This is a genomic window from uncultured Campylobacter sp. (assembly GCF_937997405.1).
Taxonomy (GTDB): domain Bacteria; phylum Campylobacterota; class Campylobacteria; order Campylobacterales; family Campylobacteraceae; genus Campylobacter_B.
In genome coordinates this window covers 1-5,523 of the sequence record NZ_CALKTL010000071.1, presented here as the reverse complement: position 1 = coordinate 5,523, position 5,523 = coordinate 1, and the positions used below count along the sequence as shown (strand labels likewise).

The 5,523-nt window shown below is 43.4% G+C and carries 3 protein-coding genes, 1 pseudogene and 1 CRISPR repeat array; of the genes and pseudogenes, 3 read left to right on the top strand and 1 reads right to left on the bottom strand.

Annotated features, from left to right (window positions below; translation table 11 throughout):
- Both Q0372_RS03520 and Q0372_RS03515 read left to right on the top strand, forming a co-directional pair.
- Positions 1 to 322 (top strand): hypothetical protein (locus tag Q0372_RS03520; protein ID WP_298102619.1); only part of this gene is annotated, 322 nt, incomplete at its 5' end.
- Positions 323 to 845: 523 nt separating this feature from the next.
- Positions 846 to 1,388: a hypothetical protein gene (locus Q0372_RS03515; RefSeq protein WP_298102617.1), complete on the top strand. Its 543-nt coding sequence runs from the start codon at positions 846 to 848 to the stop codon at positions 1,386 to 1,388.
- 451 nt (positions 1,389 to 1,839) lie between these two features.
- Positions 1,840 to 2,268: direct repeats of the CRISPR family, unit length 30 nt; unit sequence GTTTCAATTCCCAACGGGATGGAATTCTAC.
- A gap of 94 nt (positions 2,269 to 2,362) precedes the next feature.
- Here Q0372_RS03515 and Q0372_RS03510 read toward each other — a convergent pair.
- On the bottom strand, positions 2,363 to 4,972 hold the full coding sequence (locus Q0372_RS03510) for an AAA family ATPase (protein ID WP_298102615.1): 2,610 nt from the start codon (positions 4,970 to 4,972) through the stop codon (positions 2,363 to 2,365).
- Positions 4,973 to 5,196: 224 nt separating this feature from the next.
- Between Q0372_RS03510 and Q0372_RS03505 the strand changes: the two are divergent.
- A pseudogene (locus Q0372_RS03505) lies at positions 5,197 to 5,523 on the top strand (hypothetical protein); the annotation flags it as partial.

Sequence of the window (5,523 nt, the reverse complement as noted above, 5' to 3'; positions counted from 1 at the left end):
TGAAAAAACAAAAATTACATACTCATATATGCCTAGGTTTGGCGAAAAAATTGGTAATAAGCCTAATATGAAAATATCAGAAAAAATAGCTGATACTTTAGTCTATATACCGGCTATGCTAATAAATATGTCTTTTGTTTTAATATTTCAAATTCTAAAGCTTTTTAAAATAGAAAGATATTATATACTAGACAATGGTAGCATGACCATATCGATCAGACAAAATCGAGAGATTATTGATAAATTTGGAGATGTTGCTTTCGACAAAGAGAGTTTGACTTTGAGCCTGATAAACCATAGTTCTAAAATTTTTAATACGTAAGGAAAGAGATGCAAGAATATGGCTTAAAAATTTTTAATATAGATAAGAGATTATTTGTATTGACTATGTTGATGAGTATAAGGACCCTGCAGGCTTGTTCCGAGAAGCATTTAGAGCGGATATTTCTTTTCGGTGCTTTTAAGAGAGGCGCTTGCCGATAAGCCGAATATTAAGTAGCCTTACGAGGAATATAAAATCTCAAATAGGGCAAAAATAATATATCACTATGTAGAATGCATACTTTGGTTTATAGCAAATACTTCTATTTGGGTAAGTGCCATAATTGCGATTGTAGGTTTAGTAATATCAAAGTTTTAGGACAAGGATATAAAATGACAAATGCAGAGCAAATAGAAAAGATAACGAATGCGGCACAATGCTTTGCTTTGCTTGAAATTTTAAAATTTAGCGTAGCTGAGGCTTAAATTTGATGAGAGATCACGGCGAGGAGTCTTAAAAGCGCCGAAATGAAACGCGATATAAAAGCCAAATTGATCTTAAAAACTATAAAGTAGGGGCCAGGGTGATAAAAGAGTTCATTAAAAAATGTTTTGAGCTAAAAGGGGTAAGGATTTTATTCTGGATCGCCTTGTTCATTTTTACTATAGATTGCTTGGGCGTTATATTTGCCAGCATAGATGCGGTTTTTTTGGCGGAGTATAGCGGTTACGATATCGCGCATCCGTTTTCTATCGTTTTAAAAGCTTTTGAACTAACGTGGCACGAAGAAGCAAGCGATAGCGAAAGCGATATTTTCGGCGCTATGGCATTGTATCTATTTTGCGCGACGGTAATTTTGCCTCTGATCATCTGCTGCTTCGTATTTTCAAAGATAAAGGCTTTTATTCTGCTGGATAAAATATCCGGCGCATCTACATTTTTTATAAGTCTATTTTATACTTATTTGCTAGCTGTGATAATCCTAGCAAAAGCGAGTTTTACTTGGTTGGGTCATCTGCTTGATCGCTCAAATTTTAATTTTAGCATAATGATAATAAGCGCTTTATCATCGCTAATAATTGCGTCTGCGATGGTTTTTATTCTAAAAAGAAGAGATAAAATTTAATGCGGATAAGCTTATGAGATCGTTTTTGTTTGGATAAATTTTGCGTAAATTAATACGTAAAATTTTATGAATAGAGCTCGAGATATGTAAATTTAAAAGGGGTAAATTTTGAAATTATTTTAAAATTTGATTCCGCTTCAGATTTAAAATTTTAGGTTTCGAAGTCTGAAATTTCGGTCATCGACTTCGAATTTTAAAATTCTAACCCTATCTATCTTTTTAAATTTTATAATCTAAAATCCTTGCGCTTTTGAATCCTGCAACTCAAAGCCACTGTTTCTTAAATTTGAAATTCTAAGCTCTGGGATACGGAACCCTACTCGATAAATTTTAAAATTTAAAGCCCAGAATTTTATTTGGTAAAAATTTTATCGGGTAGAATTCTGCTCGGTAAATTCTTAAATTCTATAGAATGCTACTATGTGAGAGGGAAATGAGATTTTAAATAGAGTATTTCAATTCCCAATGGGATGGAATTCTACCGGGCAAAACGACGGGAGTAACGATAAAAATAAGCGTGTTTCAATTCCCAACGGGATGGAATTCTACTTATCGAGCCCTTGAAAAAAGGGCTCTGTAAAATGTTTCAATTCCCAACGGGATGGAATTCTACACGGAGCACGCTTCAGAGGATATTAGAGAGCTCGAATTGTTTCAATTCCCAACGGGATGGAATTCTACTACACCGAACACCCAACGGTTACGTATGATGTTTCTGTTTCAATTCCCAACGGGATGGAATTCTACTTTGCTTCTATTTCTGCTTTTCTTGTTTCTATTTCGTTTCAATTCCCAACGGGATGGAATTCTACCCGCATCGAGCAAAAAACCGGCGGGCCCAGATACCGTAGTTTCAATTCCCAACGGATAGATTACCCGCCCAATTTATATTAATAAAGTATTTTAGATTTACCTCGCCAAATTTACTCCACCAAAGCGAGGAATTTACCCTGCAGGATAAATTCCGCCCGATTTTACTTCACCCTCTTTATCTCGATCTCGCCGTCACGCGCGCCGATTTCGATCCGATCGCCCGTTTTGATCTCGTCGCTTAGGATCATATCGGCGATCTTATCCTCCACCAGATCGTAGAGCGCCCTTCGTAGCGGTCTTGCGCCGTATTCGATATCAAAGCCCGCCGAGGCGATGAGCTTTTTGGCATTTTCGCTTAGGCTTGCGTTAATGCCGCGATTTGCTAGCGTTTTTTGCAGGCTTTTAAACATAATGCCCACGATTTTTATAAGATCGTCCTCGCTTAGGGCGTTGAAGATCACGATATCGTCCAGGCGGTTGATAAATTCGGGCTTGAAATAATTCTTCAGCTCGCTCTTTACCGCCTCCTCTCGCTCGGCAAGCGCGATCTCGCGCGGCTTGTTCGCATTTTTGGCGTCAAGCTCCATAATCTTAGCCGAGCCGATATTGCTCGTTAGGATAATGATCGTGTTTTTAAAATCGACCGTAACGCCCTTGTTATCGGTCGCGCGTCCGTCGTCTAAAATTCCAAGCAGGATGTTAAAAACGTCCTTGTGCGCCTTTTCGATCTCGTCAAAAAGCAGCACTGAATACGGCTTTCTGCGCACGGCTTCGGTAAGCTGCCCGCCCTCGTCGTAGCCCACGTATCCAGGAGGCGCGCCGAGCAGGCGGCTGACGCTGTGTTTTTCCATATATTCGCTCATATCAAAGCGGATCATAGCTCGCTCGTCGTCGAACAAAAACCTAGCTAAGCTCTTTGCGCTCTCGGTCTTGCCGACGCCGGTAGGGCCTAAAAACAAAAAGCTTCCGATAGGGCGGTTTTCGTTCACGAGGCCGGCTTTGTTGCGCTTGACGGCGCGAGCGATGGCGTGCAGCGCCTCATCTTGCCCCACGACGCTCTCTTTTAGATGCTCCTCGATGTGGAGGAATTTCTCCTTTTCGGAGGAGAGCATTTTACTTACCGAGATGCCCGTCCATTTGCTTAAAATTTCAGCCACGCTCTCCTCGTCCACGCGGTTTCGCAAAAGCACGCCGTTTTCTTTCATCGCGTCCCACTTCGCCTCAAGCTCCTTAACCTTTGCTTGCGCGGCGGGAATCTTGCCGTATTCGATCTCGGCAGCCTTGCTAAGATCGCCGTTGCGTCTTGCTAGGCTAGCTTCGTTTTTGAGGCTGTCGATCGCTTTTTTCTCCTCGCTGATGCCGCCGAATACGGACTTTTCGTTTTCAAATTTAGCCTGAAGCGCGTTTTTCTGCTCGGTTAAATTTTCGATCTCTTTATCGATCTGCGCGAGCCGCTCGTCGTTTTTGCCGTCATCCTCCATCTTAAGGGCTTCCTTTTCGACCTGAAGCGTAAGGATGTCGCGCTTGGCCTTGGCAAGCTCGTTTGGCTCGCTTTCGATCTGCATTTTAAGCTCCGCCGCCGCTTCGTCAATGAGATCGATCGCCTTATCTGGCAAAAATCTATCGCTGATGTAGCGGTCGCTTAGCCTTGCAGCCGCCACAAGCGCGCTATCGGTGATGGTGACGTTGTGATGCACCTCCAGCCGCTCCTTTATGCCGCGCAGGATCGCCGTAGCCTCGCTCACGCTAGGTTCTGCGACCGTTACGGGCTGGAAGCGGCGCTGAAGCGCAGCGTCTTTTTCAAAATACTTTCGGTACTCTTTTAGCGTCGTAGCGCCGATAGCATGTAGCTCGCCGCGCGCAAGGGCGGGCTTTAGGATGTTTGCGGCATCCATCGAGCCTTCGCTTGCGCCCGCGCCTACGATGGTGTGAATTTCATCGATGAAAAGCACGACGTTCGCGGCTTTTACGACCTCGTTTATGACGGCTTTGAGCCTATCTTCAAATTCGCCGCGGTACTTCGCGCCCGCAATCAGCGCACTCATATCAAGCGCGATGACGCGTTTATTTTGCAGGCTAAGCGGTACCTCTTTTTTGGCGATCAGCTGCGCAAGACCCTCGACGACCGCGGTTTTTCCCACGCCCGGCTCGCCGAGTAGGATAGGGTTATTTTTCGTCTTGCGGATTAAAATTTGCATCATTCGCGAGATTACCTCGTCGCGGCCGATGACCGGATCGAGCTCGCCCGCGATCGCCTTAGCGGTGAGATCGACGCCGAATTTACTAAGCGCTTCAAGCGTCTCGTCGGCGGTTTGCGAATCGATGCTTTTGCCGCCGCGAAGCGCCTCTAGCTCCTTTTTGATCTCGCTAAGATCTGCAAATTTAGACAGAATTTTCTTTAGCGGATCTGCGTTTAAATTTGCAATCAGCCAGGTATCTACGGCGATAAATTTATCGCCCGAGCTCGTCATTAGCCCTTTTGCGACCTCTAGCGAGTTCATCAGCTCGCGCGAGATTCGCACGTTTTCCTTCGTGACGTTTGAGCTCGTAGGCAAATTTGAAATTTCGCTTTTGATCTCAAGCTCGACCGCGGTCTTTTCGATGCTAAATTTATTAAAAATTTGATTTAGCACAGAGCCGCTGTCGGCTACCAAAGCCCAGAGCATGTGCAATACGCCCACTTCGCTATTTTTGGAATGGATCGCCAAAGAAACGCTGCTTTCAAGCAAAGAGCGCATTTTATCGGTTAAAATTTCAATAGTTTCGTTCATAAATTTCTCCTAAAGTTGAAGTTGGTAGCATTATATAACTTTAGTGTCTTTATGTCAAGGTTTTTTAGTGAGATTTTAAAATTTTCGACTTAAATTTATCCGTAAACGCGCAAATTTCGTATGAAATTTACCTTATTTTTAGCCAATTTTCTATAAAATTCGCTACATTTTATTTTCAAGGATATGCTTTGCGACAAAAACACCTCTTCTTCGGCTTGGGATTCATATTTTCTCTATTTTTAGGCGTTAGTTTTTTTACCGGAAATTTACAAGCCAGAGAGGTCAATGCGACCAAAAAGCCAGACAGCGAAAAAACGCGTTTGGAGGCGCTAGCTAAGCTTACTAAAACACTTGCGATCGTCGAAAACAATTATGTCGATGAGATGACTTTTTCTGAGCTTGTGGACAAGACAATCTCGGGGCTTATGAATAACCTCGACGCACACTCAAGCTATATGGACGAAAAGGCGTTTAACGATACGAAAGTCCAGACCGAGGGCGGGTTCGGTCGACTCGGTGGGGATCACTTTGAGGACGGACAGGATGTGGTC

Bases quoted from the DNA above. Each gene is read 5' to 3' on its own strand.
- Q0372_RS03510 (WP_298102615.1), bottom strand. From the start codon at position 4,972: ATGAACGAAACTATTGAAATTTTAACCGATAAAATGCGCTCTTTGCTT.